Annotated in this window: 19 protein-coding genes and 1 pseudogene; 6 read left to right on the top strand and 14 right to left on the bottom strand. The window is 72.9% G+C overall.

Features of this window, described 5'->3' with window-relative positions:
- Positions 1-37: 37 nt before the first annotated feature.
- The 6 genes and pseudogenes from OG937_26280 to OG937_26255 all read right to left on the bottom strand — a co-directional run bounded on the left by OG937_26280 (position 38) and on the right by OG937_26255 (position 4,382).
- Complete coding sequence (locus OG937_26280; protein WUD74953.1) at positions 38-1,018, bottom strand: nucleoside triphosphate pyrophosphohydrolase; 981 nt, start codon at positions 1,016-1,018, stop codon at positions 38-40.
- Positions 1,019-1,092: 74 nt separating this feature from the next.
- On the bottom strand, positions 1,093-1,734 hold the full coding sequence (locus tag OG937_26275) for a SurA N-terminal domain-containing protein (GenBank protein ID WUD74952.1): 642 nt from the start codon (positions 1,732-1,734) through the stop codon (positions 1,093-1,095).
- 130 nt (positions 1,735-1,864) lie between these two features.
- Entirely contained in the window at positions 1,865-2,068 is a 204-nt protein-coding gene (locus OG937_26270; GenBank protein WUD78888.1) for an excalibur calcium-binding domain-containing protein, read from the bottom strand.
- A 15-nt stretch (positions 2,069-2,083) separates the two neighbouring features.
- Positions 2,084-2,776 (bottom strand): annotated as a pseudogene (locus OG937_26265) (HNH endonuclease family protein).
- A gap of 59 nt (positions 2,777-2,835) precedes the next feature.
- A complete protein-coding gene (locus tag OG937_26260; protein ID WUD74951.1) occupies positions 2,836-3,567 on the bottom strand; it encodes a hypothetical protein in 732 nt (243 codons plus the stop codon).
- Between the two features lie 77 nt (positions 3,568-3,644).
- Complete coding sequence (locus OG937_26255) at positions 3,645-4,382, bottom strand: hypothetical protein (protein ID WUD74950.1); 738 nt, start codon at positions 4,380-4,382, stop codon at positions 3,645-3,647.
- A 220-nt stretch (positions 4,383-4,602) separates the two neighbouring features.
- Between OG937_26255 and OG937_26250 the strand changes: the two genes are divergently transcribed.
- The 3 genes from OG937_26250 (at position 4,603) to OG937_26240 (ending at position 8,820) form a co-directional block, all read left to right on the top strand.
- A complete protein-coding gene (locus tag OG937_26250) occupies positions 4,603-6,612 on the top strand; it encodes an N-6 DNA methylase (protein ID WUD74949.1) in 2,010 nt (669 codons plus the stop codon).
- Between the two features lie 100 nt (positions 6,613-6,712).
- Positions 6,713-7,294, top strand: coding sequence for a hypothetical protein (locus tag OG937_26245; protein ID WUD74948.1), 582 nt, complete (start codon positions 6,713-6,715; stop codon positions 7,292-7,294).
- Entirely contained in the window at positions 7,291-8,820 is a 1,530-nt protein-coding gene (locus tag OG937_26240) for a serine/threonine protein kinase (protein ID WUD74947.1), read from the top strand. The genes OG937_26245 and OG937_26240 overlap by 4 nt, the downstream gene beginning before the upstream one ends.
- A gap of 3 nt (positions 8,821-8,823) precedes the next feature.
- Here the strand turns inward: OG937_26240 and OG937_26235 are convergent, their stop codons facing one another.
- Positions 8,824-10,209 (bottom strand): alpha-2,8-polysialyltransferase family protein, encoded by a 1,386-nt coding sequence (locus OG937_26235; protein WUD74946.1) that lies wholly within the window; start codon positions 10,207-10,209, stop codon positions 8,824-8,826.
- Between the two features lie 2 nt (positions 10,210-10,211).
- The gene (locus tag OG937_26230; GenBank protein WUD74945.1) at positions 10,212-11,180 is read right to left on the bottom strand and encodes a glycosyltransferase; all 969 of its coding nucleotides are present in this window, start codon (positions 11,178-11,180) and stop codon (positions 10,212-10,214) included.
- Between the two features lie 453 nt (positions 11,181-11,633).
- Between OG937_26230 and OG937_26225 the strand changes: the two genes are divergently transcribed.
- Both OG937_26225 and OG937_26220 read left to right on the top strand, forming a co-directional pair.
- Entirely contained in the window at positions 11,634-13,022 is a 1,389-nt protein-coding gene (locus OG937_26225) for a glycosyltransferase family 29 protein (GenBank protein ID WUD74944.1), read from the top strand.
- Positions 13,019-15,337 (top strand): polysaccharide pyruvyl transferase family protein, encoded by a 2,319-nt coding sequence (locus OG937_26220; GenBank protein ID WUD74943.1) that lies wholly within the window; start codon positions 13,019-13,021, stop codon positions 15,335-15,337. Before OG937_26225 ends, OG937_26220 begins: the two co-directional genes overlap by 4 nt.
- An 86-nt stretch (positions 15,338-15,423) precedes the next feature.
- On the opposite strand, the gene OG937_26215 is transcribed toward OG937_26220, so the two are convergent.
- From OG937_26215 to OG937_26195, 5 genes are all read right to left on the bottom strand, one after another.
- Complete coding sequence (locus tag OG937_26215) at positions 15,424-16,428, bottom strand: acyltransferase (GenBank protein WUD78887.1); 1,005 nt, start codon at positions 16,426-16,428, stop codon at positions 15,424-15,426.
- A 117-nt stretch (positions 16,429-16,545) separates the two neighbouring features.
- On the bottom strand, positions 16,546-18,855 hold the full coding sequence (locus OG937_26210; GenBank protein ID WUD74942.1) for a glycosyltransferase: 2,310 nt from the start codon (positions 18,853-18,855) through the stop codon (positions 16,546-16,548).
- A 166-nt stretch (positions 18,856-19,021) separates the two neighbouring features.
- Positions 19,022-19,915 (bottom strand): hypothetical protein, encoded by an 894-nt coding sequence (locus OG937_26205; GenBank protein WUD74941.1) that lies wholly within the window; start codon positions 19,913-19,915, stop codon positions 19,022-19,024.
- The gene (locus OG937_26200; protein WUD74940.1) at positions 19,912-20,742 is read right to left on the bottom strand and encodes a polyphosphate polymerase domain-containing protein; all 831 of its coding nucleotides are present in this window, start codon (positions 20,740-20,742) and stop codon (positions 19,912-19,914) included. Before OG937_26200 ends, OG937_26205 begins: the two co-directional genes overlap by 4 nt.
- On the bottom strand, positions 20,739-21,386 hold the full coding sequence (locus OG937_26195; protein WUD74939.1) for a DUF4956 domain-containing protein: 648 nt from the start codon (positions 21,384-21,386) through the stop codon (positions 20,739-20,741). The genes OG937_26200 and OG937_26195 overlap by 4 nt, the downstream gene beginning before the upstream one ends.
- Before the next feature lie 540 nt (positions 21,387-21,926).
- Here OG937_26195 and OG937_26190 point away from each other — a divergent pair.
- A complete protein-coding gene (locus OG937_26190) occupies positions 21,927-23,012 on the top strand; it encodes an acyltransferase (GenBank protein ID WUD74938.1) in 1,086 nt (361 codons plus the stop codon).
- A gap of 85 nt (positions 23,013-23,097) precedes the next feature.
- On the opposite strand, the gene mfd is transcribed toward OG937_26190, so the two are convergent.
- Positions 23,098-26,637 (bottom strand): transcription-repair coupling factor, encoded by a 3,540-nt coding sequence (gene mfd / locus OG937_26185; GenBank protein WUD74937.1) that lies wholly within the window; start codon positions 26,635-26,637, stop codon positions 23,098-23,100.
- Between the last annotated feature and the right edge of the window lie 26 nt (positions 26,638-26,663).

Here is a 26,663-nt window from a genome sequence, read left to right as displayed (position 1 = left end):
CTCACTCGGGACAGCGGGGAAGACCCGGAGCGGAGGGTCAGGCCTGCTTCTCGGCCTCCAGGATCGCGTCCCGGTAACGGCGTGCGGCGGCCCGCAAGGCGGACTCCGGGTCGATGCCGGCCTCCTGGGCGGCGAGCGCGAGCGCCAGCAGGCGCTCACCGGTGTCGGCGGCGTCCTGGCCGGGGACGGCCACGGACAGGCCCGCCTGGCGGGCCCGGGAGCCGAGCTTGGCGGCGAGGGCGAGCGCGGGCTGGCCGAGGGGGATGCCCTCGGTGACCGAGCCGCGCCGCTTCTCCTCCGCCTTGGTGCGCAGCCAGTGCTCGCGGACGTCCTCCGGCGTCTCGGCGACCTCGTCGCCGAAGACGTGCGGGTGCCGGTGGATCAGCTTCTCCACGATGGTGGCGGCGACGTCGTCGATCGAGAACGGCTCCTCCGGGTCGTCCTGGGCGATCCGCGCGTGGAAGACGACCTGCAGCAGCACGTCGCCGAGTTCCTCGCGCAGGGCCTCCCGGTCGCCCTCCTCGGCCGCCTCGGCGAGCTCGTAGACCTCCTCGATGCCGTACTTCACCAGTTCCCGGGTGGTACGGACGCTGCTCCAGGGGCACTCGCGGCGGATCCGGTCCATCACCTGCACCAGGTCGAGCAGCCGCGCGCCCGGCAGGTCGTAGGACCCGGGCAGCAGCTCCAGGTCCGGCATGCGGACCCGGCCGGAGCCGCCGAGCCGGGCGAGCTCGTCGGTGACGGCGCGGTCGCCCTCGCCGCCGGCCAGGTAGACCACGGTGCGGCCGCCCTCCGTGAGGTCGACCAGCTCCCGCCCGCTGGGCGCGGACGGCTCGACGGCGACCCCGGCCTCGCGCAGGTACGGCAGCTGCGGGTGCCCCGGGTCGGGGCAGACGACCAGGTCGGCGGCGCGCAGCAGCTCCCAGGCGGGCCAGGAGAGCAGGCCGGGGGCGACCCGGTGGGTGGTGGTCAGCAGTACCAGGCGGCCCGGGCGGGCGGAGTCATCGGAGTGGTCCACCCGACGAAACTACCTCGCCGCGCAACGGCGCCGGGGCCGGGTCCGAGGTCGGACCCGGCCCCGGTTCCGGTGCATCAGGCCTGGGCGGCGCGGCGGCTCACCTCGGTCAGCCACGGGTCCTTGGTGGCGTCCAGGTCGAGCTTGTCGGAGTTCCACTTGCCGTAGCGCGGGTTGACGTCGATGTTCAGCTTCTTCGACGTGTCGCGCAGCACCTTGATCAGCGCCGTCTGGCCCTCGGGGGTCTGCACGTCGGCGCCGTAGTGGGCGGCGACCTTCTGCATCAGCAGGTCGGTGCGGATGCTCTCGTCGATGTCGGCGGGCACCATCGCGTAGGTCTGCAGCAGCTGGGCCTCCAGCGCCGCCTTGCCGCCCGCCTGCTTCTCGGTGTCCCCGCGGGCTTCCTGGAGCTCGTTGCGGGTGACGGAGACGCCCACGTCCTGCGCCGCCTCCTCGATCACCTCGTTCTGCACCAGCCGGTGCACGACGTTGCGCTGGAGGTCGCTGCTGGCCTCGATGAGCTGGGCGGCCTGCGGGGTCTTCTCCTGCGCGGCGCGCACCGCGGCGACCTTCGCCTGGACCGTCTCCACGGTGATCTGCCGGCCGTCCACGACGGCCGCGGCACCCGCGTGCGGCGTGCCGCAGGAGGTCAGCAGTGGCGCTGCGAGCAGCACGGCTGCGGCGGCGGTGGCGGAGAGAGCAGTCCTGCGGCGGAGCATTTTTGCCTCCCGGCAAGGGATCGAGCGACGGTGCACGACCTGGCAGTGATGCAGTGATCGAGGATATTGAGCAGGGCACCGGGATATCCAGCGATCCGCACAACACAGTGCACAAACGATCCGCGGCACCTCAGGTGTCGCAGGCGACCCCGTCGCCGTCGCGGTCCAGCGCCCGGGAGTAGCCGGGGTCGCCGCGGTGCAGCGGGGCCGCGCCGGCGTCGCGGGCCGCGGCGCAGTTCGCGTACGAGGCACCCGGCGAGGGGGCGGTGCCCTCCTTCCCGTCGCCCGAACCGGAGCCGCCGCTGTCGCCGCCGTTCCCGCCGCCGGACGTCACCGGCCTGCCGGCGTCCGGCAGGGGCTCGTCGGGGCAGGTGTCCAGCACCTTCTCCATGGCGGCCTTCTCGGCCCCGGTGACCCACAGCCCGTACTTCTTCTTCACCGCCACCTGGCGGGCCACGTACGGGCAGCGGAAGGCCCTGTCCGGCGGCAGCCAGGTCGCGGCGTCGCCGTCGCCCTTCCCGCGGTTGGTCGGGCCGTCGACGGCGAGGAGGTTCAGCGGGTCGTTGGCGATCTGCTTGCGCTTGTCGCGGGACCAGTACTTGGCGCCCTTCTGCCAGGCGTCGCTGAGCGCCACGACGTGGTCGATGTCGACCGTGCTGCGGCCGCGCGTGAAGTCGATCCGCTTCCCGGTGTAGGGGTCGTCGAGGGTGCCCGAGGCGACGACGCAGTCCCCGCCCCGGTCGGCGCGGAAGGAGGTCCCGGTGAGGTCCCGGCGGAGTATGTCGTCGCGGGTGTCACAGCCGTTGTGGTCGGTGTCCACCCAGGCCGCGCCGAACTCGTCCCGCGCGTAGCCCGTCTTGGGCGCCCGGCCCTTCACCGCCAGGTCGCCGACCGCCTTGAGCGCGCCGCCCTTCGGCGCCCCGTCGCTCCCGGCCCCGCTGCCCGTGCCGCTGCCGAGGCCCTCGCCCGTGCACCCGGCCAGACCCACGCCGAGCAGCACGGCGACGGCTGCCGCTGCCGTTCCCGCCCTGGTTGTACGCACCTTGGCACTCTAGGGGGTGGGAGGTGGGGCCCGGCAGGGGGCGTACGGCGCCCGAACGGTCAGTGCACGACGGCGGTTCGGCGCAGCTCGTCCACAAGGGAGAGGAAGAGGAGGAAGTTCGGGATGTCCTTGACCTTCTTGGACGACCAGGACAGGGACTTGCCGGCCTTCTTCAGCACGAGCACGCCGTCGGCGACCCGGACGCCCTCGATCTCCTGCCAGGTGACGGCCCCGCGCCTCGGCGTCGCGACGCCGGAGCGGTTGACCGAGATGTCCCCGAAGGTCAGCGTCCGCCCCTCCGCCAGCATCCGCAGCATTCCCGGCAGCTGGAACCCGGCGACCTCCTGCTGGATGAACGGCCCCCACCGCTCCGGCTCCGCGTAGAAGTTGAGGATCTTGCGGACCGTGCCGTCCGGCTTGTGCAGCGTGTAGCGGTAACCGGTGGCGACGTGGACGCCGTTGACGTAGGACTCGGTGATCTCCTGCAGCACCGTCATCGAGTCCCAGCGGAAGGCGGCGGGGACGCCGGCGTGGTCGATCTCGACCAGCCCGAACTCGAAGAAGTGGAGGCGCCGGGCGGCGGCCTTGCGGGAGAAGTTGGGGGTGCGCAGGGCATGGTGGAGGAACCAGAGCCCGGGCAGCACGAAGCAGGCCAGCCCCACGAGGATCATGAACACGAAGTTGCACGTCATCAGGAAGCCGTGCCGTTTCGGCATGATCGTGAGGCGGTGCCGCCCGAGGCCCTCGGCCGCGGCGAGGGCGGCGATGTCGTCGGGTATCCGGTCTTCCATGGTGCGTTCCGCCGTTCTCGGGAAGGGGACGGCCCTGGCGCGGCGCGCGCCAGGGCCCGGGGATCGTAGCCGGTGGCTCAGCCGGCGAGCTTGTCGATGTCGACGGTGTCCTTGGCCGCCGGGGCGGTGATCGCGGCCGACTCGTCGAAGTCGGAGAAGAGCATCGTGCCGGGCTCCTTGCCGCCCTTGACGACCACCTTCAGCACGTACGGCTTGCCTTCGGTGGCCACGTAGGCGGTGGTCGTCTCGGCCCCGTCCTTGCTGGTGATCGGCACGGCGGGCGTGCCCGCCACGGTGGTGGGCTCGCCCTTCTTCCCGCCCAGCTCGCCGTCCGAGTCCTTCTCCACCTCGGCGAGGAACGCGTTCAGGTCGCAGGCCTCCACGAGGTCCTTGTTGTCCGGCGTGTCGGCCTTGGTCTTCATCCACCGGCCGGCGAGGAGGTCCTTCATCGCGGCGCCGTCGGAGCCCTGGGACTTCCAGAAGGCGTCGTCGCCCTTCATGTAGAGCGAGGGGCCCGCCTTGACGAGCTGGACGGTGCCGCCCTCGGCGGTGACCTCGCCCTTGCAGTCGCCGGTCCTGGTCATCGTCATGCGGAACTTCATCCGCTCGCCGTCGGAGATGCCGTCGAGGTCGACGGTCATCGCCGGGGCGGACTTCATGGCGGCCACGGCCTTCTTCTCGATGGTGGTGGCCGGCTGGTCGGCGAGGCCGGTGGACGCCGGTTCCGCCGCGCCACCGAGCGGGCCGCAGGCGGCCATCGTGAGGGCGGCGGTGCCGCAGCCGAGCGCGGTGAGCGCTCCGCGAGTGGTGGTCATGAGGGTCGTCCCCCTTGTTGGACAGCGTGTGGATGACGGTTGCGGGCCGGCGGAGCGCCCGGGCTTCGTGAACCGATGGGTCAATCACAGCATGAGCTGTGAACCGAGTCAACATAAAATCTCGATTCACATGAGTTCACGCGTGAAGGTCCGGATCTTTCGTTCACCGGTATGCTCGGGGCCACAACCGCACCCCCGCCGCGGGAAGGGAGCCAGCCAGGTGCCGGAGAACGCAAGCGAGGTGACCGCAGCCGGGATCGCACGGCTGGCCGGGGTGGGGCGGGCGGCCGTCAGCAACTGGCGCCGCAGGCACGCCGACTTCCCCAAGCCGGTGGGGGGCACCGACACCAGCCCGGCCTTCGCGCTGTCGGAGGTCGAGAGCTGGCTCCGCGCCCAGGGCAAACTCGCCGAGGTCCCGCTGCGTGAACGGGTCTGGCAGCGGGCCGAGTCCCATCCCTCGGGCACCGCGGCCGCGCTCCGGCAGGCCGGCGCCGTCTGCCTGCTGGTCCGTGAACACCCCGCCGACGGGCCCCGGATGGAGCGCGCCGAGGCCGAGGACGCCGTACGGGACCTCTTCGAGCGGCACTTCGGCGGACGGTTCGCCCTCGGTACCCCCGTCGACGCCGAACTGCTGCGCGGCGCCGCCGAGCTCGCCGCCGGGATGGGCCCGCGCCAGGCCTACGAGTTCCTGCTCGGACGCCACCTGGACGCCAACCCCCGGCAGTACACGCTGACCCCGGCCGCGCCCGCCGAGCTGATGGCCGCGCTCGCCGGTCCCGCCCGTACCGTGCTGGACCCCGCCTGCGGCACCGGCGCCCTGCTGCGTGCCGTCGAGGCCCCGCACGAGGTGTACGGCCAGGAGGCCGACCCGGACCTGGCCGCGCTGGCGGCGCTGCGGCTGGCGTTGCACGCCGACCCCGCCGCGGTGGTGCGGGTGGCCGGCGGCGACAGCCTGCGCGCCGACGCCTTCCCCGGGCTCGCCGCCGACGCGGTGCTGTGCCACCCGCCGTTCAACGAGCGCAACTGGGGCCACGAGGACCTCGCCTACGACCCCCGCTGGGAGTACGGCTTCCCGGCCCGCACCGAGTCCGAACTCGCCTGGGTGCAGCACTGCCTGGCCCGGGTCCGGGAGGGCGGGACCGTCGTGCTGCTGATGCCGCCCGCCGCCGCCTCGCGCCGCTCCGGCCGCCGGATCCGGGCCGACCTGCTGCGGCGCGGCGCCCTGCGCGCGGTGGTCGCGCTCCCGGCCGGCGCCGCGCCCCCGTACGGCATCCCGCTCCACCTGTGGGTGCTGCGCAGGCCGGGCGCCGGCACGGCGGCCTCCCCGCACCTGCTGCTGGTCGACACCGCGGGGTCGCAGGACGCCGCCCCCGGCGGCGAGAAGGTGCCCTGGCAGTCGGTGCGCGCCACCGTGCTGGACGCCTGGCACTCCTTCGACCGGCACGGCACCACGGAGGAGCGGCCCGGCGTGAGCCGCGCCCTGAAGGTCATCGACCTGCTCGACGACGACGTGGACCTGGCCCCCGCCCGCCACCTGCCGCCGCCCGCCGCGGGCGGCGGGGCGGCCGAACTCGCCGGGGTGCGCGACCGGTTGGCCGCCACCCTGCTGCGCACCTCCGAACTCACCCCCGCCCCCGCCGGGGCGGCCGAGCCCGCCCGCTGGCCGCTCACCACGGTCGGCGAACTGGCCCGTGCCGGGGCGCTGGTGCTGCGCGCGGGCGGCACCGGGAGCGCCCGCCCCGACGGCGGTCCCGCCGTGCTCACCGAGCACGACGTCCTCGGCGGTGGCGCGCCGAGCGGCAGCCTGCCCGAGGGGCCGCCCGGGGAGGAGCCGGTCCTGACGCGGGAGGGCGACGTGGTCGTCCCGGTGCTCGGCCGGGGTTCGGCCGCCCGCGTCGTCGACGCCGCCACCGCCGGGGCGGCCCTCGGCCGCAACCTCCACCTGCTGCGCCCCGACCCGGCCGCCCTGGACCCCTGGTTCCTCGCCGGCTTCCTGCGCGGCACCGCCAACAACCGCCAGGCCAGCAGCTACGCCTCCACCGCGACCCGGCTGGACGTCCGCCGGCTCCAGGTGCCGCGGCTGCCGCCGGCCGACCAGCGCCGGTACGGGGAACGCTTCCGCACCCTGGCCGCCTTCGAGGAGACCCTGCGGCTGGCGGGACAGCTGGGTGAGCAGTTGGTGCAGGGGCTCTACGACGGGCTGACCGACGGCACGGTGCGTCCCGAATAGTTACGGGATCGGGTGACAGCCCGTCGGCGACGGCGGATACTCTCGCGATACCACCCGCAGCTGTCCTCCGCACTGATGTCCAGGGAGTACGAGAGCAGTGATGAACGGCCCCGGCCCGGTCCCGCCGTACCCACCCGCTCAGTCCAAGGCCACGGCGATCACGCTCCGTGTCATCTTCCTCACGATCACCGCGATCAGCTGCGGCTTCCTGTCCGGCCTCCCGCTGCTGCACCTGGCCATCCAGCGGCGCCGGACCATGGACTGGGTGTTCTTCTGGATCTGCACCGCGGTGAGCATCGCCTCCTTCGCGACCGTCGGCACGCTGCCGGAGGAGAGCCCCTGGACCGACGTGGCGATGCTCACCGCCATCGCCCTCGTCCCCCTGGTCGGCGTCCACTACCTGGTGGCCGACCTGGCGCTGCACCGGGCGGCCGCGGTGCCCGGCTACCCGTCGTACGCCACGACCGTGCCGTACCCCCCGCCGCACCAGCAGGCGCCGCCGCAACCGCCGGTGGACTACAACCCCTACCGCACGACCCCGCCCCCGCCCGCCGCGCCGCAGGCCCCCGTGCCGCCGCAGTCGCCCGCGCCCCCGCACCCGCACCCGCCGCGGATCAACCAGGTGCGGGCCGAACTGGACGAGCTGAGCGACCTGCTGCGCAAGCAGGAGGGCGGTCAGTGAACGGACGGATCGTCGCCGGCCGTTACGAGCTGGCCACGGTCCTCGGTCAGGGCGGCATGGGCCAGGTGTGGACCGCGTACGACCGGCGGCTGGACCGGCGGGTGGCCGTGAAGCTGCTGCGCCCGGACAAGGTGGCCGGCGGCGCCGACGCCGAGGAGCTGCGCCGGCGCTTCGAGCGGGAGTGCCGGGTCACCGCCCAGGTCGACCATCCGGGGCTGGTCACCGTCCACGACGCGGGCAGCGACGCGGACGAGCTGTACTTCGTCATGCAGTACGTGGAGGGCGCCGACCTCGCCGACCACCTCGCCGAGCACGACCCCTACCCCTGGCCGTGGGCGGTCGCCGTGGCCGCGCAGTTGTGCGCCGTGCTGTCGGCGGTGCACGCGGTGCCGATCGTGCACCGCGACCTCAAGCCCCGCAACGTGATGGTGCGTCCGGACGGCACCATGGTCGTCCTCGACCTCGGCGTCGCCTCCGTGCTCGACACCGACACGACGCGGCTCACCCACACCGGCACACCCATCGGGACGCCCGCGTACATGGCGCCCGAGCAGGCGATGAGCGGCGCCGTCGGGCCCCGCACCGACTTGTACGCACTCGGGGTGCTGCTGCACGAACTGGTCAGCGGCACGGTCCCGTTCGCGGGCGCCACGGCGCTCGGCGTGCTGCACCGGCATCTGTACGAGCAGCCCGTGCCGCTGCGGCAGGTGCGCCCGGAGGTGCCGGAACCGCTGGAGGCGCTCGTGCTGCAACTGCTGGCGAAGGACCCGCAGCACCGCCCGGCCGACGCCCAGGAGACCTACCGCCGGCTGGCGCCGCTGCTGCCGGTGCCCGGCGTCGTCCACCGCTCCCTCGGGCCGATGGACCCCACCCGCCCCTTCCTCCGTCCGCTCGCGCCCTGGCCCGACCGGCCGGCCGCCCCTTCGCAGCCCACTCCCGCCCCGGGCGCGACCGGGGCCCCCGCCGGCCACGGCATCGCGGAGGCCGTCGACGAGGTGAAGCGGCTGCTCGACGCCGGACGCATCACGCAGGCGGTCGACATCCTGGGCGGCGTGCTGCCGGCCGCCGCGGAGAAGCACGGCGAGCAGTCACCGGTGGTGCGGATGCTGCGCAAGCAGTACGCGGCCACGCTGATGGAGGACGGCCAGTACCGCCGCGCCCTGCCGGAGCTGCGCCGGCTCGCGGACGAACCGGCCGCCGAGTCGGGGCCGCTGGGCCGCCAGTCGCTGCAGTACCGCTACGAGGCCGCGCAGTGCCTGGAGCAGTTGGGCGAGGCCCCGGCGGCGCTCGCCGAGTACCGGGCGCTGCTGCCCTCCTTCGAGCAGTACCGCGCCACCGACCCGGAGCTGCCGCTGGAGGTGCGGCGCCGCATCGGCCACCTGCTGCTGTCGGTGGGCGACCGCATGGCCGCCCACGACGTGCTGTCCCGCCTGCTGTACGACTCCGACCGGGTGCACGGCCCGCACCACCCCTTCTCGCTGGAGGTACGGCGGACGCTGACCTGGCTGGGGCAGGTCGGGCGTTAGCGGCTAACGGCGGGACCGGAGGCGGCGGGCCACGCGCGCCATGCGGCGCACGGTGGTGTTGCCGCGCAGCCGCTGGGCGGCGCTGAGCGGGCCGCCGCCGGGCAGCCCGAGCGAGGTGAGGCGGCGGCGCCGGAAGTAGTACTCGGTGTCCGGGCCGAGGTGGTCCCGCAGCCACGCCGCGGTCTCCTCGCGCAGCCCGGGGTGCATCCTGGGCTGCATGCAGAAGCCCACGGCCCGCACGAGCGGGGCGAGTTCCGCGGCGGCCCCGCCCTGGGCACCCGGGCCGGCGACGTCGGGCACGAGGTGGTCGACGATGGTCAGCGGGACGCGGTTGCTGTTCTGGTACGGCGTGAGCCGGTCCAGCACCAGACGGGTCCCGGCCCGCGCGATCGCGACGTCGTAGTAGGCGCTCGCGGTGAGCATCGCGGTGGAGAAGCAGCCGACGACCAGCTCCGGCCGGCAGACCTCGTACAGCGTCTCGGCCAGCAGCGGGCCGTCCAGGACGCGCAGCCGCGCGCCCTCGGCCGCCGCGGCCTCCTCCATCGCCTTGGAGTAGCCGGCCGGCGCCGTGGGGTGGGGCTTGAAGACGATCGAGCGGTGACCCGCGGCGATCGCGCCGCGCACCATGGTGACGTGGAGCTCCTCCTCCTCCTGCGGGGTGAGGATGCGCAGGGCGGCGAGGTACTGGCCGAGCAGCACCGCGGTCGGCGGGTCCTGGGCGAGGGCGGTGAGCCGGGGGTCGTCCGCCGCCTCGACGGCGATCTCCTTGAGCACGGCCCTGAAGGCGTCGTCGGGGACGAGTTCGGGCTCCGCGCCGGTCTCCGCCAGCAGCAGCGGACGCAGTCCGGGGACCAGGTCGAGGTGGAGGACCCGCTGGACGCGGTTGCCGAGGGGGCCCGGCAGCTTCTCACGGGTGGGCCCGTAGCTCATCAGGCCGTCCGCGTACACGTGGACGGCGCTCTCGGCGAAGATCGTGGCGAGCGCGCGTGCCGGGTTGACCTGGATGGACTCCACCACGAGCTCGACGGGGACGTCACCCAGGCCCCAGGAGTGCCGGAACAGCCGCTGCCAGATGGAGCTCTCGTCCTCCAACGGGGCCCACTTGGAGGGCCGGTGCGGGTGGATCACCTCGTTCCACGAGACGACCTCGTCGAAGCGGGTGACGATCCGCTGGTACCCGTGCATGTCTGAGAGCTGGACGACCGTCTCGGGGACCGGGGCGTTGTTGCTCACCAGCAGGATGCGCCGGGTCCCGGTACGGGGCCCGAAGGCGCCTGCGTCCAGGGCGGCGGCGAGGGTCGCGGCGCCGTAGAGGGTCGAGACCTCGAAGATCTGGGCCCGGTCGTGGTTCATGCTCTCCTCAGCCCGTTCGGCCGTCGGCAGGGTCATCGTCAGGCCGCCTTCCGCGCGTCGGCGCGCAGCCGCTGGAGCACGTGCGCGCGCTGGACGTCCATCTCGGCGAGGGTCCGGTCCAGCACTTCCTGCGGCATGCGGGCCAGGGCCACGGCGGACTGCCGCTTGAGCTGCCTGCCGGTCCCGGCGTCGTAGCGCCGCACGTTGGACATGTGGAAGGCGATCAGCGCGCAGTAGGTGCGGACGATCTTGGGCAGGAAGCGCTCGGCCTCGCGGTCGGCGAGCACGTCGTCGAGTATCGCGTCGTGGGCGGGTATGAAGTCCAGCTGCCGGCCGTCGCTGATCTGGGTGAGCGAGTCGCTGACCCCGCGCCGGTAGAAGACCCCGACCGGGCGGATCACCGCGAAGGACCGGGCCGTCAGGTGCAGCCGCCAGACCCACTCGCGGTCCTCCGCGGTCCGCAGGCTGGTGCTGTAGCGCATGCCGCCGTCCTCGAAGAGCCGGCGGTGGTAGATCCCGGCCCAGACGAAGGGGTAGTCGACCATGGTCGACACGTGCGAGGGCGTGATCGCGTCGCGCGGGTCGAGCACGGCGTCCCAGCGCCTGGCAGGGGGGCGGTGCACGACCCGCTCGGTGCCGGTGGTCTTGACGTGCCCGGTGCGCACGAAGTCGCAGTCCAGCCGCTCGATGCCGGCGACGAGCTCGTCGAGGTAGCCACGGGCGTACCAGTCGTCGCCGTCCAGGAAGGTCACGTACGTCCCGCCGGCCGCGTCCAGTCCGCTGTTGCGGGACTGGGCGACGCCCTTGTTCTGCTCGTGCCGGATCACCCTCATGCCCGGCAGCCGGCGCTCCCAGTGGGCCAGGATCTCCGGGGTGCCGTCCGTCGAGTGATCGTCGACGAGGATGAACTCGGTGTCCGCCCCCGCGTTGTTGGCCAGCCCGCACAACATGTCGTGCGCGTACGGCTGAATATTGCGGAAGGGGACGATTACCGAAAGTTTGGGCACCTGGGAATCCAGACGATCTCGACGCGGGCCACGGACTCCGGCCCCCCGGACGGTGCCGGAGGACAAGCGTATCGGACTAGATCCAGACGGGGCGTCGGGAATGCTTCGGCAAGGTGAACGCAAGGAATACGGACTACGAACTCCCGATTTTCCCCGTGCCGCCCGCGACGCCTCCCGACCGCCGCCTTCCCCGTTCGCATCCGCTTAGATCCTCGTTCACTTGAACGTCATATCCACTCCCTATGGTGATCTCCTCCGCCCCATGTGCCGTACGCGTGTCCATGTGCGTCGAGGTGCCCGGGCGGCGTCTGTTGATCCGCGCGGGAAACCCATGCAGTTCTCCCCAGCGGCCGTGTCATTGTTGGGAGCAGCATGGTCAAGTTCCGGGCTGGATGGCTCGAGAAAAGATTGGACAACTCCGCGGGCGCGGATATTCCGATCGCTTCGGTTTCCGTGGCCGAGTGCGTCCGGTCCTGTGCCGTCCACGGCGGCAAGCTCGCCAAGAACCTGGACTGGAAAAAGGGCCAGCTCGCCGAGGCGATCCGGGAACTGCTGGCCCGGTACGCCGCCGCGATGACCGATCCGGGTGACGCCGCCGCGCTCACCGGCGGGAAGAGCACCTGGCCGAAGTCGAACCCCGAGGTCTTCGACGCCCTGCTCGAGGTGGGCAACAAGGCCGTGGACGTGCGGGGCGCCGACGAGCTGCGGCTCGCGATGCGCATCACCGAGACGGTCCTCGGCGTCCGCAAGCAGTCCCGGGCCGGCTGGCGCCTGCGGGCGCGCCTGATGGACGCGATCGGCGACGACGCCGCCACCATCGCCGCGTACGAGCGCTTCCTGGCGCTGACCCCCAAGGACGACCTCAACGTCGCGGGCCGCATCACCAAGCTGCAGGAGAGCGGCGAGCGCCTCGCGCAGACGCTCCAGCTGCTCCAGAAGGAGTCCCCCGGCTCCCGTGAGTTCGCGGGCGTCCCGGAGACCGAGCTGTGGGCGGAGGGCCTGGCCCTCAAGGACGCCGGCGACTGGGAGCGCGCCGAGCCCCGGCTCGTGGCCGCGCTCGTCGGGATGAGCGAGCAGGACGATTCCGCCACCTCGGTGCGCGCGGCGCTGACCGACTACGTGAACCTCCGTCTGGAGCGGGACCGCGGCCGGCTGGCCGGCTCGACCCGGCTGCTCGAGCTGTACGCCGACGACCGCCGGCTGCGCGACCTGGACCCGATCCCGGACCCGGCGCTGACCGGTTCCGAGATGGTCGGCCTCAGCGACTTCCGCAACCTGATCGCGGGGAAGACGATCTGCCTGGTCGCCAACTCCCAGCGGGTGGGCTCCAGCACGATGGGTCAGGAGATCGACTCCTACGACCTCGTCGTCCGCTTCAACTCGTACCGGATCGAGGCGGCCGCCACCGGCACCAAGACCGACATCCACGCGACGATCCACCTGCACAACTTCAACTGGGACAAGAAGGTCCAGACGCGACTGGTCTTCAGCGGCAGCCACCACCAGTGGCGCAACTCGGTCCGCCGCCGTCTGGTCCCCGGGGCCCAGCGCTACGTCGGCGACCGCACGCTGCGCTGGCCGGTGCGCGAGATCGGCAGGATCGGCGAGGACGTGATGCCGTCCATCCCCACCAGCGGTTTCAACATGCTGTGGCTGCTGGACTTCCTGGACGTCAACCCGAAGATCGACCTCATCGGGTTCGACTTCTACGACAGCGGTGCCTACCGCCTGCAGGAAGCGATGAAGCTCCCGATCGCCACCGCGCACGGTTACGCGGACGAGAAGGACTGGGTCATGGCCCGCGCCCAGGACGTCACTGAAATGAGGATATCGCTCCGATGACCGCCTCTGTCCCGGTTCCGGCACCCCGGAGCGAAACGCTCACCGGCAAGCGCCGCGTCGCCTTCGCGTCGTACGTCGACGAGAACTACCTGCCCGGCTTCCTCGCCCTGCTGCGCAGCCTGGCCCTGACCAACCCCGGCCTCTGCGAGGACTTCGTCGTCCTCTACGACGACCTGCAGCCGGCCTCGGTCACCGAGATCCGCAAGCTGCACCCGCGCGTCGTCATGCGCCGTGTCGTCCCCGAGCGCTACGACGACTTCGTCAAGGGCGACCCGGAGAACTACCTGATCCGCAAGGCGTACTTCATCCTCGACGTCTTCCGGATCCGCGACTACGACACGGTCATCACGCTCGACACCGACATGGTCGTCCTCGGCGACCTGGGCGAGCTGCTGCGGATGCGGCACGGCGTCGGCGCGGTCCCGCAGTTCCTGCTGGACCAGTCGAAGCTCAACAGCGGTCTGCTGGTCATCCAGAAGGAGTACCTCACCGACGAGTTCTGCGCGCAGATCGACACCGTCGGCACCTCCGGCACGTACGAGCTCGACAAGCACGACCAGGGCATCCTCAACGCCCTGCTCGCGGGCAAGTTCGTCAAGATCGACCCGCGCTACAACTTCGTCAAGCGGCGGCTGTCCGGCGACCGTTCCCCCGACGAGGAAGACGTCGTCATCCTGCACTTCACCGGCCGTCACAAGCCGTGGAACGGCGGCGAGCACGGCTACTCGGGCGCCGAGGCCGCGTGGAAGAAGTACGACCTCACCCACGCGGACTTCGTCGAGCGCTTCCTGGCCCTGGGGGGCGAGAAGCACCCGGACCTGCTGATCCACTTCGGCCGCCACCTCGTGGCGAGCGAGGGCCGGCACGACGGCGTCCGCGAGGTCGCCGAGGCGTACCTGGCCAAGGGCCGGTACGAGGACGCGGTGGAGATCCTCGGCCGCTCCCCCATCCCCGCCGACGAGAGCCGTTCCCACGAGCTGCTCGGCCAGGCCCTGGCCGCGACCTCCCGCTATGAGGAGGCCACGGCGCACCTGCTGCTCTCCACCGCCCACGCCCCGGCCGCCGCCCGCCCCTTCGGCCGGCTGGCGAACATGGCGTGGATCCTGGGCGACAACACGGCCTCCCGCGAGTACGCCCTGGCCGGCCTCAACGCGGACGTCAGCGACCGCGCCTGCCGGATCTCGTACGAGCGCGCGGAGGCGATCGCCGCCCGCCCGGCCGAGACCGGCGCCCCCTCCGAGCAGCTGGCGCACGTGGCGTTCTACATGGAGCGCCAGGGCAACGCGGGCGACAAGATCCTGCCCGAGACGGTCCGGCTCTGCTTCGGCCCGGACACCGGTGACCGCGGCTGGCACTCCATCCACGCGCACAAGCTGTTCGACGAGGCGGCCCTGGAGCGGGTGAACTCCCGCCGCGGCCTGGTCATCGGCGGCGGCGGCCTGTTCATCCCGGACACCTCGCCGAACGGCAACAGCGCCTGGCAGTGGAACGTGCCGGACCGGCTGCTGGAGAAGATCGACGTCCCGCTGGCGGTCTTCGCGGTGGGCTACAACGCCTTCGACGGCCAGTCGTACACGCGCCGCCGTTTCGAGGAGAGCCTGCGGCTGCTGGTCTCCAAGTCGGCGTTCTTCGGTCTGCGCAACCACGGCTCGGTGGAGAAGGTCCGTGCGCTGCTCCCCGCGGAGCTGCAGGACCGGGTGCTCTTCCAGCCCTGCCCGACCACCGTCTCCCGCCAGCTGGTGCCCGGCTGGCAGGACCCGGTGGAGCGGGACGACACGGTGCTGATCAACTGCGCCTACGACCGCGCCGGGCTGCGCTTCGGCCACGACTACGACCACTTCCTCCGGGAGATGGCCACCGCGGTCCGTGCCATCGGCAAGCACGCCGAGGTGCGCTACGCCGCCCACGCGCTGGACGACGAGCGCTTCGTCTTCGACCTGAGGCGTGAGTACGGCATCTCGCTGCCGGTCGAGCCGATGTACGACTTCGACACCGACCAGCTGCGCACCGCCTTCGCGCGCACCAAGCTGGTGATCGGCATGCGCGGCCACGCGGGCATGATCCCGTTCGGCTGCGGCACGCCCATCATCAGCCTCATCTCCCACCCGAAGATGGCGTACTTCCTGTCCGACATCGAGCGCCCGGAGTGGGGCGTCTCGGTCCACGACCGGAACCTCGGCGCGATTCTCGCGGAGCGCTCCATCGGCATCCTGGACAACCTGTCGGCGACCGTCGCCGACGTCCACGGGCGCCAGGAGGCGCTGTGGAAGGTGACGCAGGACAACGTGGCGAAGCTGAAGACCGTCCTCGGCTGAGCCTCCCCGGGGAACCGGTCCTTCAGGAGGGGCGCCGTGTCAGCGACACGGCGCCCCTCCGTCATGTGCTCCGGTGCCCCCGGGGGTCAGCCCAGCCAGCGGTTGAGCCGCAGGAGCGTCCACAGCAGGCTGGCGGCGAAGGAGAGCACCACGGTCCCCGTCACGAGCAGCGTGATCATGAGGACGGCGCCCGGCCAGCCAGCGTCGGCGGAGACGAGGTGCGGGGCGAGCGCCCGCAGGAACATCAGGTGCACCAGGTAGGCGCCGAAGGCCGCACCGCCGAGCCGGGACACCAGCGGGCGCAAGCGCTCCGGGATGCTGATCCGGTTGAGGGCCATCACCAGCGCGCCCCCCAGGAACGGCACGGCGAGGCCCGCGTAGGGCGAGGGGTAGTGCACCCAGTGCTCGTACGCGACCACCGCCGCCCACGCGCAGACCCCTGCCGCCAGCCACCTCAGCCGCCGGCGGCGGCCGGTGGTGGCCGCGAGCGGCAGCGCGAGCAGCGCGGACCCGGCGGCGGCGTACGCGACCTGGTACGGGGACAGGTTCCACTCGAAGTCGGGCAGGTTCACGTGGAGGACCTTGCCGAGGTCGCCCATGAAGGTCGGCGCGACGGCCAGCAGGACGAGCAGCACGCCCAGGCCCCAGGGCCGCTTCCCCGCCTTGATCAGCGCGGCGAGCGAGAGCAGCAGGATCACCGGCACGTAGGCGTACAGGTACCAGAGGTGGTACGCGGGCTGGATCGAGCCGAACAGCGACTCGAAGGCCAGCCGCTGCGTGGGACGGGAGTTGGTGTCCCGGATCCAGTCCCAGGCGAGGTACGCGGCGGTCCACACGCCCATCGGCACCACGATGCGGGTCAGCCGTCCGCGGACCTGCGTGCCGTCCCGGGGGGTCGCGCCGACCAGCACGACCCAGCCGGCGATCGCGAAGAACAGCGGCACCGCGCACCGGGTCAGCCCGTCCGAGACGAGCCCGGTCCAGTAGACGGGCCGGCCGCCGGAGGGCTCGCGGCCCACGGCGTTGAGGAGCTGGCCGGCGGCGTGGCAGACGATGACACCGATGGAGCACAGGACGCGCAGCAGGTCGATGTCGTATCTGTGCTCACGCGGCCGGGCGGCGGGCGCGGTGGGCGCCTCGCCCGTCCCGGTCGCGTGACCGGTGGTGAGGGCGGGGGCGGCGGTGGTCGTCTGGGCGGAGATCGGCGGTCACTCCCGGGTGCGCTCGCGGAGCTCGGCCAGGGTCCGGTCGAGCTCCAGGATCGGATGGTTGCGGAGTACACGGGCACCGTAGGCGAGGGCGTCCGCGGTCCGGCCCGCGCCGGCCAGTTTCCTGACGTGCGCGAGGTGGGCGGCGGGGGTCCGGTCCGTCATCGCGGGCACGGTGGGCAGCGGATCACCGGGCGGGGCGGCCGGGCCGTCCGTGCCCGTCAGCCCCAACGCGAGGTCCATCCGCTCTCCGAACCGGGTGATGTCGAACAGTTCCTGGACCTCCGTGTACCCCGTTTCCTCGACTTCGTCGCCGAGCACGTCGGCGATCGCCGCGAGGGCCGATTCCGGCGTGTACTCGGGGAAACCGCGGTAGCCGCGCACGCCGGAGAGGATCTCGTGCGTGCCGATGCCGTGGTGGCTGACGACCCGCAGGCGCTGCTGCACGGCCTCGACGGCGGCGAGCGGCATGGGGTCGTCCTCGCTGGACAGGAAGAGCACGTCCGACTCGGCCAGCTCCTCGCGGATTCGCCGGCGCGGCAGGGCACCTCGCCAGTCGACGTGGGAGGACAGGAGCGTACGGTCCGACATCGCGCCCATGCGGTGGCCCAGCCAGCTGAAGCGCCAGGGCAGGCCCAGGAGCGCGGCGCGCTCGGCCACCCGTGAGAAGAGGTCGGCGCCCTTGCGGTCCTGCACGGTGCCGACCATGACGATGCGGGGCTCGGCGGACACCTCCGGGCGGGCACGGCGCACCCCGGGGTCGCGGGGGACGGTGTTGTAGACCACCACGGGGTCCACGGCGCCCTGCTTGCGGTAGTAGTCCGCCTGCGCCCGGGACACGCACAGCAGCCGCAGCCGCGGCAGCAGCTCCAGCAGTCCCTGGTGGCGCTCGGCGTGCTCGACGGCCTCCTTCTCGAAGATGTACTGCGTCACGTGGACGTAGACGGACACCTCCGTGCCGCTGTCGAGCAGCGCGCGGACCACCCGGTTGCCGAGCCAGTGCCGCCAGAAGAAGCCGAAGCTGTTGATCATGACCCGCTCGGCGCCCTTGAGGGCGTTCAGTATCTCGCCGACGTTGGCGAACGCCCCTATGTCGAGGTAGCGCACGTCGACCGGGCCGCGCGAGACCAGGTCCTGGGTGTAGGTCAGGACGGGCAGCGCCACTCCCGTGACGTAGCCGAAATCGGTGCCGAGGACGGCGAGGGAGCGCGGGCGCCACATGCGGGTCCTGATGTCCGCCAGCGCCCGGTCGGCGACGCTCTCCCGGCGGGGGGCGGGGATCGGCGCACCGCCCGCGCGCGCCTCCCGGGGCGCCACGGGCACGGCCTCCACCACGGCGCTCAGGACGCGCCCGGCCGAGTCGTCACCCAGGTAGAGGAAGTGCTCCACCGGCTCACCCGTGGGGTTGCCCGCGAAGACGCCGTCCACCTTCAGCCGCGTCGCGACCTGCAGGACCTCCTCGACGGAGGCGGTGTTCCGCACCAGGGGGTGCTTGACCGCGGGCAGCAGCCGGTTCTGCTCCCCGGGCATGTGGTGGACGAGCGCCACGCCGGCGCGCAGCACGGCCGGCCAGACGGGCTCGCGGGCGGCGACCACGAGGTCGTAGCCGGACAGCCGTCCGGGTTCCGGCAGCTCGGCGTACTCGTCGACCTCACCGTGGGAGCGCAGCGCCTCGGCAACGTCCGCCAGTCCGTCCAGGACCAGCATCCGCAAGGCCGATCCGGGGGCGCCGGCCCGGCGGCCCGCCTTCACGGTGTGCGCGACACGCAGCAGCTGGGGGTCGTCGCTCAACCCGGGGGCACCGGTGACCACGGCGGGGATGTCGTGCGCCCAGGTGCGGTGGACCAGGGCGCGGCGGGTGGCGGGACCGTGCACACAGACGGTGGACAGTCCGCTGTTCCCCCAGGCCAGCGCGGGCTCGCGGCGGGCCGCGGCCAGGTCGCGGTACCGGAAGTCCAGCGGGCGGTCCTGCACGAGGACGACGGGCAGACGGCCGCTCAGGGCGCGGACCACCTGGGCGCCGCCCGGCGTCCGGTCGTCCAGCAGCACGATCCGGTCGACGCCGCCCTCCTCCGCGAACCGCCGCATGCGCTCACCGGTCTCGTACGGCAGGTCGGCGGCTCCCACCGGCTCCCCGGCGCGGAACAGCCGGTGCGGCGGCGTGCCGCCGTCGGTGTCCGCCCATCCGGCCCGGCCGGCGCCCTCCGACAGGACGATGGTGACGAGGTGCTCCCCGGAGGAGTCGGCGCCGCGCAGCGCGGCGGCGAGGCCGGCGGCCGCGGGGGCCTCGGCGAAGACGGCGATGTGCATGGATCCATTCCGGTTGATGTCCGATATCACCTGCCCGGGCAGACTATGGGACACCGTGGGAGCCGGGGGGTGCGAACCGGATGAACATCGGCCACCTCGGGATGGCGTCCAGGTGAATCCGATGTGGAGGCGCGGTCGCGTCGCAGGTCACCGGGGGTGTCGTGGATCATGCACGACTCGTCCCGGCGGTGTCCGCCGCCCGGATGTAGTCGCCGACCAGTGCGCCGAGCAGGGCACCGGCGAGGAGGTCGTCCCGAAGGTGGTCGGCGGTGTAGAGCCGGGCGTGCACCACCTGGACCTGCATCCAGCGGTACTCGGCGGCGCGCCGCGGGGCCAGGGCGGTGAGGACGGCGACCGCCGCGGAGGAGAGGGCCGCGGGCGCCGCCGGGTAGGCGCAGGCGCAATCGGCGGCCGGGGTGGGCTTACGGGCCGGGCCCAAGGCGGGATCGAGGGCGGAGGGACGGGACCGCCGGTAGTGCCCGGCGAGCCGGCCGCTGATCGTGCCGGCCAGCTCCAGCGCCGCGTCCAGGCGGGCCCGGGCGGCCTCGCCCTCGGCGCGGGGCATCAGTTCGCGCCGGTCGTCCAGGTACAGGCGCCAGATGTCCCGCTCCCCGTGGACGGCGAGCCACGCGGCGGCCGTCCGGCCGGCGGCGGTGCGCGTACGGGCGAGACGGCGGACCTGCCCGAGTCCGGCGGCGCGTACGGCTTCGGCGGGCGGATCGGGCACCTGGTCCGCCGCCCAGCGGACGAACGCCGGGTCGTCGCGGGCGGTGCCATGCCCCGACCGCCACCGGGCGTAGAGCGCGTCGGCGGCCCGCTGCTGCGCGTCGAGCCGCGTGGTCCAGCCGCGCAGTTCGGCGTCCGGGAACAGCGGGGGCGGCGGGTCCTGCTCGATCCGCCGCACCGCGCCGCCCGCCCCGGGGTCCGCGGGGGCGGTGACGTGGGTGCCGATCAGGCCGAGGACCGCCGCGGCCACGGCGGCCACGGCGACGGCCGGGTACCGGCGGCCCGTACGGGGGGCCCGGGGGCGGGCGGGCGCCCTGCGGTGGGCCGTGCTCACCACGCGGGTCCGGCCGGGACGGGGACCCGGGCCGCCGGTTCGGCGCGCGCGGGGGCGTGGAAGCAGTGCCGCACCAGGCGGCGCACGTCGTTGCCGGGCAGGCCCGGGACGAGCAGGGCCTGTCCCACCACGTACTTGCTGAGCGGCAGCGGCCGTACCCCCAGGCCCATCAGCAGCCGGTCGGCGGTGCCCGGACGGGGACCGCCCTTGGTCTCGACGAGGACGAAGCCGTGGTTCAGCGCCGCCGTCGCCCGGCCGCGGTGGCAGGTGAGCCGGCCGTCGAAGGTGACCCGGCTACCGGCCGCCAGGTCGGCCAGGGCCGCGCGGACGTAGCGGATCTCCCCGGCGGGGGACAGCAGCCCGGAGCGGACCGGGACCCCGGCGGCGCCGAGCACCTCGTCGACGAAGGCGGCCGCCCCGGCGCCGATGAGGCCGTACTCCCGGGCGGCCAGGGTGCGGGCGTGCTTGACCGTGGCGCCGCGGCCGTCCTTGGTCTTGACCTCGACGCGGCACAGCCCGTCCTCGACGTAGAGCCGGGTGCGGACCTTCCAACGGCGCCTGCGCCCCTGCACATGCGCGTACCAGGCGCCGAGCCCGGCGGTGTCGAAGTACGTGCTGCGGTACCCGGTGGTGCGGCGGCCGCCGACGTCCAGCACGTGGTGCGTCGGCGCCAGGGCGGCGACCAGGCAGCGCGCGGACAGGGCCGGCAGCAGGTACTTGCGGTCGACCCGGTGCTGCAGTGCCGCGGCGGCGTCGACCTCGGCGAGGGTCGCCCCGCGCAGCCGGGCCAGTCCGAGCGCCTCGGCGAAGCCCTCCGGGCCGGTCACACGAGCCTGCTCTCGAGCAGGCTGTCCTGGCCGCCCCGTCCGGCGGCCGGCCCCGCAGCGTCGTCCGGCAGCCCCCAGCCCAGGGGCGAGTCGCCGCGGTAGCGGACCGAGACCCGGGTCGTCTCGCGCACGAAGTCGACCTCGTCCACGAGCACCGCCAGCGGTTCCTGGCCGAACCGCAGCACGACCTCCCGGTGGATCGCCGCGGGGTCCGCGTACAGGCGGTCCAGGGTGAGGCGCACCACCCGGGTCGGCCGGTGGGCGTGCGGGTCGTCGACGACCAGGACGGCCGCGAGCAGCAGCACGTCCAGCGCCACGACGAACCAGATCTCGCGCTGCGGCAGGCCCCCGCACAGGGCGATCACCAGCGCCGTGAAGGTGTACGCGACATCCCGGGCGGTGAAGGCGGTGCTGCGCAGCCGGACCAGGGAGAGCATCCCGAACAGCCCGAAGCCCACCCCGGCCGGGAACGAGCCCGCGCCCATCGCGCTCATCGCCGCGAACAGGCCGACGTTGAGGGCCGTCAGCACCAGCGGCATCTGCGGGGCCGGGCAGCCGCGCCGGTAGAGCAGGCCCACCAGCGCCATGAGGGACAGGACGTCCAGTCCCCCGCGGGCGAGCAGGTCCCAGGGTCCGTGCGTCATGCGCGGCGCCGGGCGGGCGGGTGTGGTCCGGGCACGTGTTCCTCCGGGGGCTGGGTGGTGAGCCCGGGTCCCGGGGATCCGTCCATGGAAAGGGGGATGGGACGGCGGATCCCCGGGCCCGGGAGTCATCGGCGCGCGGGACGGACACCCCGGCGTGGGCGGGCGCCCCGGCGCCGTCCATCCACGCCGGACAATCCGTCCAGCGATGCCGGACGCTAGCCCCGCGCCCCGCACCGGGCAAGCCGCCCTCCGGCACCTCCGGACGCCGGACCGGGAGGGAAACACCAGGCGGGACGAGGGGACCCGGCGTCACTCACGCGTTCCGGCCATCGGACAATGACACCCGAAGGGGTGAGGGAAAGCCCGCTCCGATGACGCCGGACGAACCCCCCACCACATCAGGGCGAATCACGGGTGAACGGGCATACCGCCGCGGCCACCGGGCCGCCCGCCGGACCGAGACCGTTCCGATACCGCCAGGACCCGGGGAGTTGGGCGACCGTTCGGTTCCACGACACCCCTGTGCCCGATCATCACGCGGTGTCGAATGAAACAGCCGTGCGACTGCCGTTGCAGCGCAGTTCCGCTTCCCCCGGACACTCCGCCGACGCGCGGGAACACCGCTACGACATCGACCTGATGCGGTTGCTGTGCTCCGCCACCGTCATGCTGGGGCACGTGGGCTCCCAGTTCATCCGCTCCACCGGGAACGACGCGTCGCACGGGGCCGCGACGTACTGGGCGGGGCACGTGGCCGAGGCGGTCAACCCCTTCGCGGTGCCCATGTACTTCGCCATCGCCGGATGGGCGGTGCTGGTCGGCGCCCCGCCGCGGGACAGCGCCCGGATGTGGCAGAGGATCGTCCGCAACACCGTCCCGCTCTTCGCGTGGACGGCGGTCTACCTGGTGTGGGCCTGGCTGCGGGACCGCAACGAGCGGCCCATGACCGAGCTCGCGAGGGACTCGCTCCTCGGCTCCGTGCAGCCCGCCTACCACCTGTGGTTCATGTACAACTACATCCCGATCATCGTGCTGCTCGCCTTCGCGATGCTGATCAAGGACGGCAAGCGGCCCTGGGGGCTGGGGGCGGCGCTGCTGGGCATCGCGGTCCTGCCGAGCGTCATCGCCCTGGTCTCGGACCTGACCCACACCGACCTGCCCCCCGTGGCCTGGGGCTTCGGCACCTACTCCCTGGTGTACGCGGTCGGCGGCGCCATGCTCTTCGCCCTGCCGGCCGGCGCCGTCCCGTGGCGCCGGTGGCTGGCCGTGCTGCTGCCGCTCACCATGGCCGCGTGCCTCTGGTACAACACGCGGGTCCACTACGTGATCCCCAACGCCCACCTGTTCGTGGCCGCGATGAGCGTCTGCGTCCTGCTGCTGGTCAGCCGGATCCGCGTCCCGGAGCGTTTCCGGCCGCGCCTGAAGCACCTGGCCGGCGCGGCGCTGGGCGCGTACATGGTGCACGTGCTCTTCGTCGAGGAACTCGTCCACCGCGTGGTCTCGCCGGACCTGAGCGGACCGGTGGCCGCGGTGCTGCTGGTCGGGCTGGTCCTGGCGGTCATGGTGCTGTCGTTCTCCACCAGCCTGCTGTGGGGCCGGCTGAACCTGCGGCGCCTGCTGGGCTGAGCCGCGGGAAGCCTCCGGGGCGACAGGGCCCCGTCCGCGCATCTCGACCTCGCGCGGACGGGGCCCTTTCGCGTCCCCCGAGGCTTCAGTTGTCCAGGACCGCGGTCAGCAACTCCGCCGTCCACGCGAGCAGTTCCCGGCCGACCACCGGCTTGCCGCCGATCCGCGCCGTGGTGGGGCGCGGCACCAGGATCTGCTTGGCCGCCTGCTTCACGACCGTGCGGGGGTAGAGGCGGTTCAGCCGCAGCTCCTGCGACTCGCGCAACTCGACCGGCGAGAAGCGCACGTTGTTGCCCTGCAGGGTGATGTCGCAGACCCCCAGACGGCGGGCCAGCAGCCGCAGCCCGGCGACCAGCAGCAGGTTCTCCACCGGCTCCGGGAGCTTGCCGTAGCGGTCGGTGAGCTCCTCGCGGACGGCCTTGATGTCCTCCTCGGAGTTCACCGCGGCGATCGACCGGTACGCCTGCAGACGCAGCCGCTCGCCGGGCGCGTAGTCATGCGGGACGTGCGCGTCGACCGGCAGCTCGACCTTCACCTCCAGCGGGGCCTCCTCGACCTCTCCGCCGCCCGCCTCCAGGCCGGCCCGGTAGTCGGCGACGGCCTCGCCGACCATGCGGATGTACAGGTCGAAGCCGACGCCCGCGATGTGCCCGGACTGCTCGCCGCCGAGCAGGTTGCCCGCGCCGCGGATCTCCAGGTCCTTCATGGCCACGTACATGCCGGCGCCCATCTCGGTGTGCTGGGCGATCGTCGCCAGCCGCTCGTGGGCGGTCTCGGTGAGCGGCTTCTCCGGCGGGTACAGGAAGTAGGCGTAACCGCGCTCGCGGCTGCGGCCGACCCGGCCCCGCAGCTGGTGCAGCTGGGAGAGGCCGAAGTTGTCGCCCCGCTCGACGATGAGGGTGTTGGCGTTGGAGATGTCGATGCCCGACTCGACGATCGTCGTGGAGACCAGCACGTCGAACTTCTTCTCCCAGAAGTCCACCACGACCTGCTCCAGCGCCGACTCGCCCATCTGCCCGTGCGCGGTGGCGATCCGCGCCTCGGGGACCAGGTCGCGCAGCCGCGCGGCGGCCTTGTCGATGCTCTCCACCCGGTTGTGGATGTAGAAGGCCTGGCCCTCGCGCAGCAGTTCGCGGCGGACCGCGGCGGCGATCTGCTTCTCCTCGTACGGGCCGACGAAGGTCAGCACCGGGTGCCGCTCCTCCGGCGGGGTGGTGATCGTCGACATCTCGCGGATGCCCGTGACCGCCATCTCCAGGGTGCGCGGGATGGGCGTGGCGGACATGGTCAGCACGTCGACGTTGGCGCGGAGCTTCTTCAGCTGCTCCTTGTGCTCCACGCCGAAGCGCTGCTCCTCGTCGACGATGACCAGGCCCAGGTCCTTGAACTTGGTCTCCGACGAGAACAGGCGGTGGGTGCCGATGACGACGTCCACGGACCCCTCGCGCAGGCCCTCCAGGACCGCCTTGGCCTCGCTGTCGCTCTGGAAGCGGGACAGCGCCTTCACCACGACCGGGAACTGCGAGTAGCGCTCGGAGAAGGTGCCGAAGTGCTGCTGCACCAGCAGCGTGGTGGGCACCAGGACGGCGACCTGCTTGCCGTCCTGCACCGCCTTGAAGGCCGCCCGCACCGCGATCTCGGTCTTGCCGTAGCCGACGTCGCCGCAGATCAGCCGGTCCATCGGGACCGACTTCTCCATGTCCTCCTTGACCTCGGCGATCGTGGTGAGCTGGTCCGGGGTCTCCGCGTACGGGAACGCGTCCTCCAGCTCCCGCTGCCAGGGGGTGTCCGGCGCGAAGGTGTGGCCGGGCGCCGCCATGCGGGCGGAGTACAGCCGGATCAGGTCCGCGGCGATCTCCTTGACCGCCTTCTTGGCGCGCGCCTTGGTCTTCGTCCAGTCCGCGCCGCCGAGGCGGTGCAGCGAGGGCGCCTCGCCGCCGACGTACTTGGTGATCTGCTCCAGCTGGTCGGTCGGCACGAACAGCCGGTCCCCCGGCTGGCCCTTCTTCGCCGGGGCGTACTCGACCACCAGGTACTCACGGGTGGCGCCCTGGACGGTGCGCTGCACCATCTCCACGTAGCGGCCGACGCCGTGCTGCTCGTGCACGATGAAGTCGCCCGCCTGCAGCGTCAACGGGTCGATGGTCTTGCGGCGCCGGGACGGCATGCGGCCCATGTCCTTGGTGGAGGACTTCTGGCCGGACAGGTCGGTCTCGGTGAGCACCGCGATCTTCAGGGCGGGGTCGACGAAGCCGCTCTCCAGCGAGCCGCAGGCCACATGGACCACGGAGGGCTCGACCGGCCCGTCGAGACCCGTGTCGAGGCGCGCGGCGATGCCCTCGTTGCCCAGCACCTCCACGATGCGGGCGGCGGGACCGTGGCCCTCGGTGACGTAGACCGCGCGCCAGCCTTCGGCGAGCCAGCCCTTGGTGTCGGCCAGCGCCCGGGCGGTGTCGCCCCGGTAGACCTCGGGGGCGTGCATGCCGAGCTTGAGGGTGTCCGCGTCCAGCTCGTCATCGGCCGCGAACGGGCTCACCGACCACCAGGGGACGCCCAGCTCACGGGCCCGGTCGCGCACGTCGGCGATGCTCCACAGCGAGGCCGCGCCCAGGTCGATCGGCGCCTCGCCGCCCCCTGCGGAGGCCGCCCAGGAGGCCTCCAGGAACTCCCGGCTGGTCGCCACGAGGTCGGCGGCCCGGGTACGGACCCGCTCCGGGTCGCAGACCACGGTCATCGACCCGGCCGGCAGCACGTCCAGCAGCAGCTCCATGTCGTCCACCAGCACCGGGGCGAGGGACTCCATGCCCTCCACGGCGATGCCCTGGGCGATCTTGTCCAGCAGTTCGCGCAGCTGCGGGTGCTCCTCGGCCAGCTCGGCGGCGCGCGCCCGCACCTCGTCGGTGAGCAGCAGCTCCCGGCAGGGCGGCGCCCACAGGCCGTGCTCGGCGACCTCCAGCGAGCGCTGGTCGGCCACCTTGAAGTAGCGGATCTCCTCGACGTCGTCGCCCCAGAACTCCACCCGGAGCGGATGCTCCTCGGTGGGCGGGAAGACGTCCAGGATCCCGCCGCGCACGGCGAACTCGCCGCGCTTCTCCACCAGCTCCACCCGGGCGTACGCGGCGGCCGCCAAGGCGTCCACGACGTCGTTCAGATCGGCGGTCGTCCCGGTGCGCAGGGCCACCGGGACCAGATCGCCCAGGCCCTTGACCTGCGGCTGCAGCACGGAGCGGATCGGCGCGACCACGACGCGTACCGGGCCGGCGGTCGGGTCGTCCTTGCTGGGGTGCGCCAGCCGGCGCAGCACGGCCAGGCGGCGGCCCACGGTGTCCGAGCGGGGCGACAGCCGCTCGTGCGGCAGCGTCTCCCAGGCCGGGTACTCCACGACGGAGTCCTCGGGCAGCAGCGACTGCAGGGCCGCGACCAGGTCCTCGGCCTCGCGGCCGGTCGCCGTCACCGCCAGCAGGGTGCGGCCGGCGCGGGCCGCGAGCGCGGCCAGGGCCAGCGGGCGGGCGGCGGGCGGACCCACCAGGTCGACGTGCGGGCGGTTGCCGTCCGCGGCACCGCGGACCGCCTCCGCGAGCGCGGGGTCGTCCACGACGACGTCGAGCAGACCGTTCAGGCTCATGTGGCTTTCCGTCCCAGAGGCAGACA

The sequence above is a fragment of the Streptomyces sp. NBC_00510 genome (assembly GCA_036013505.1).
Taxonomy (GTDB): Bacteria; Actinomycetota; Actinomycetes; order Streptomycetales; family Streptomycetaceae; genus Actinacidiphila.
The sequence above is the reverse complement of the archived record's forward strand: the minus strand, read 5'-3'. Positions and strand labels throughout refer to the sequence as shown.